General features: G+C 30.9%; 3 protein-coding genes. All 3 read left to right on the forward strand.

Going from position 1 to position 3338, the window contains the following annotated elements:
- The first annotated feature begins 921 nt into the window (after positions 1–921).
- The 3 genes from BLT48_RS00005 to BLT48_RS00015 all read left to right on the forward strand — a co-directional run bounded on the left by BLT48_RS00005 (position 922) and on the right by BLT48_RS00015 (position 3121).
- On the forward strand, positions 922–1134 hold the full coding sequence (locus BLT48_RS00005) for a hypothetical protein (RefSeq protein ID WP_089974244.1): 213 nt from the start codon (positions 922–924) through the stop codon (positions 1132–1134).
- A 669-nt stretch (positions 1135–1803) separates the two neighbouring features.
- Entirely contained in the window at positions 1804–2508 is a 705-nt protein-coding gene (locus BLT48_RS00010; protein ID WP_089974246.1) for a replication initiation protein, read from the forward strand.
- Positions 2509–2578: 70 nt separating this feature from the next.
- Positions 2579–3121 carry a MerR family transcriptional regulator gene (locus BLT48_RS00015; protein ID WP_089974248.1) on the forward strand — a complete coding sequence of 181 codons (543 nt, stop codon included), beginning with the start codon at positions 2579–2581 and terminating at the stop codon, positions 3119–3121.
- The last annotated feature ends 217 nt before the right edge of the window (positions 3122–3338 follow it).

Below are 3338 nucleotides of genomic sequence, written 5' to 3' on the forward strand. Positions count from 1 at the left end.
CTTTGAAGAATAACGAGTGACTGGACCACTAGCCAAACGATTATTACTTCTAGTCTTTTTCTTTTGTGGTCTAGCTGCTTTTTAAAAAGGAGCTACTCCCATTTTACTAAATAATTAGAGAAAAGAAAAACTTATTTTTTAGACATGAGCAAAGCGAATTTTTAAATTCCGAAGGAATTTTCACACAAAAAACTATCTTAAAGAGACACGGATACGTGATCATTTTAAGATAGTTTTTTAGATTCTAGGAAGCAATATACATCATCTTTTTAGATGATGTATAAGTGCGCCCTTTGTTTAATCTCTGATCTGAGCACCCACGATTTTTTATCGTGTATAAGTGCGCCTTTTTACTTTTCTTTACGCCGAATACCTCCAATTTTTAAGTGGGGTATAAGTGCGCCCTTTATTTAAAATATAAAAAGGGGGGTAGATCAAAAAAAAATAAGTCCCAGAAATTAAGAGATAAAATATAAAATCTAAAGTCAAAATAAAAAAATAAACGGAGATTACTTTATCTCTTTTTATCTTTTTTATTTTGACTTACTTTTTAAAAAATCGAGCAAAGCGACAACAAACTTTTATACTTATTTTGAAAAAATAAAATATAAAGGAGCGTAAGGTTCTAGGAAATTTCCTAGCAGGTCAAAACAATGTTTTGGGGTTTGTGACTACAAACCCGTTGCCTGCCAAACAAGAATTTAACAGTTGAAAATCAGAAGTCGTTCGGTAAATAAAAAAAGGAACTTGATCTAGTTCCCTCTAAAAAATTAATTAACCCCTTTTTTTAAAATAAAAACAGTCAAAAATATCTATAAACTATCTCTTTATCTTTACGTAATTTGAAACAAAGATACAGTTGATTCATACTAAAAATGAATCAAAATAATTTTTAAAAAACGAACCGTTAGGAGTTTAAAAATGAATAAAAAAACTTTTTGGATACTAGCTAGTACATATGCAGCGACAACGTTTATTTTTAACACTGTGTTACATACAGCTTTTGGTGCTTTCTTAATGACGTTAAGTTATTTTGGATTAGCTTTTGCTATTATTTCGTTTATCTACCTGCTGATTCAATCTTTTTTACGTCAATTTTTTTATAATCGCAAAAAAGATCCTGCAGATAAGTGATAGGAATTAGGATACGTCCTATTCATTATCGATTTAAAGGTCCATTTAACGCCCTCTAAAGAGTTTAAAGATAAAACAGGTGTAATTATGCGATATTCGTTAGAAACGATTTAAACGAGTGTTTTTTAACGATTGAGCCTTTGGGTTTGTAGGGTTTACCCTGCACGAACGAAGTGAGCTCTTTACTTGTTTGATTCTTAGCTAAAACAAGCCTTTAAGCCGTTCTACAAGAAGTTACTACAATCCTCTCTCTTTCATTGCAAATGGAGCGGAGCGACTTCTTTTGATCTTCTAAGATGTCTTTTAGCTTACGGAGTAAGGTTTCATTTTTTATTTTAATCTCTATTTTTTATTTGGTTCTCTTATATAAACCTTATATATATCTTTTATAAATCTTTTATAAACCTTTTTAAACCCTTTTAGACCTCCTTTCCGTCGCGTCCTGTATGGTGTTGTAGACTAGTAAAGGGTACTTTTTGTCTGAGTAAAGGGTACTTTTTGTCTGAGTAAAGGGTACTTTTTGTCTGAGTAAAGGGTACTTTTTGTCTGAGTAAAGGGTACTTTTTGTCTGAGTAAAGGGTACTTTTTGTCTGAGTAAAGGGTACTTAGGGGTTCCAAAGTACCCTTTGTAAATGTTATAATAATTTCTGTGAAGGAGAGTGTTAATTTATGAATGAAATTGTAAAAATAAGTAATCAAATGAATACTTTAGGTTTTAGGAATTTTACTTCTAAAGAAATGGATCTATTCTTTGCTATTTGTTCTAGAGTAAGAGAACAAGGCACTCAAGAATTAGCGTTTTCCTTTGAGAAATTAAGAGAACTGAGTAGTTATAAACCAACTTCAAATGATAGATTTGTTGACGACTTGATACGAACTAATACAAAACTAATGAATCTCAATGTTAATTTTGATGATGGTAATGAGTATGTAGCGTTTGTTCTTTTCCCTACTTTTAGAATCAACCGAGAAGAACAAACTTTAAAAATTGCTGTAAATAATGAATTTTCTTTTTTACTAAATGAATTAACAAATAACTTTGCGAGATTTGAATTAGAGCAATTTACTTATCTAAAAAGTAGTTATGCAAAAACAATGTATCGGCTTTTAAAGCAATTTAAATCAACTGGTTTTTTTGTGATTTCTATTGAAGAATTTAGAGAAACATTAGATATTCCAGTGAATTACCGTATGAGTGAGATTGACAAAAAAGTGTTTGCCCCAATAAGAAAAGAATTATTTCCCTTATATGATCGATTTGAAATTGAAAAAGTTAAAAAAAAGGGAAATAAAATTGTTCAACTTAAGTTTCATTTCATGGAGAAAACTGCACCTAAAAAGATTAAAGTTCCGCTACATGATTTTACTAAGTAATATGTATTTTATATTAGTGATATATCACTAATATATGTCTACAATAAAGTGTTTTAAGGAGGTTCAAACGTTGAAAGATATTGAAGGAAAAGAAATGTTTACATTCTCTGAAGTGCTTGAAAAGGTTGATTTATCAGAATCCGCCCTTAGAAAATACGTATCTTTAATTGATAAGCAGTCACCTGACGGGAAATATTTCTATCGAAACAAAAAAAATCATAGATTATATTCTCTTACTGATATAACACTACTACAACAATTAGTAGCGCTAAAGTCTACTGGTATAACACTAGATAACGCTATAAATCAAGCTTTGTTCTCTGTGGGGTATAGTAGTGTTACAGTCGAAGATACAGAGGAAGCTGTATCTGGTGTAACACTACAATCTATTATGTCAGTAGTATACAAGCAGGTAAAAATTATGGAAAAGCAAGCAAATAATATTGAACGGTTAGAAACATTGGTAGAAAAATTACTTCCTGCAGAAGAAGAAAAGAATAATCAATTAGATACACCTGCAGACAATAAAACAAAGATTGAGTTTGTTGATCCTAGTGAACCAGCACAAGTAAAAAAAGGATTCTTTAGCCGTCTTTTTAACAAAAAAGAATAGGCGATTACACCGCTGATTAAAGCACAATCGTGTATTGAGGGTGGACATAAAAAAAGAACCCTGGGGTTAAAGGGTTCAGGATACACGATTTTATGCAATTTCATGTATTGCAACTTGGGAAGTATCTTTAGTTATTCTTCGTACTCTTCATACCAAAGGTCTTCTTTCGTATCATCATCAGGATTAGGGAAAATGAACATGAGATAATAATTTTTCC

It is taken from the genome of Carnobacterium viridans (genome assembly GCF_900102725.1).
Classification (GTDB): domain Bacteria; phylum Bacillota; class Bacilli; order Lactobacillales; family Carnobacteriaceae; genus Carnobacterium_B; species Carnobacterium_B viridans.

Coding starts and splice junctions, on each gene's coding strand:
- BLT48_RS00010 (WP_089974246.1), top strand. CDS start 1,804: ATGAATGAAATTGTAAAAATAAGTAATCAAATGAATACTTTAGGTTTT.
- BLT48_RS00005 (WP_089974244.1), top strand. CDS start 922: ATGAATAAAAAAACTTTTTGGATACTAGCTAGTACATATGCAGCGACA.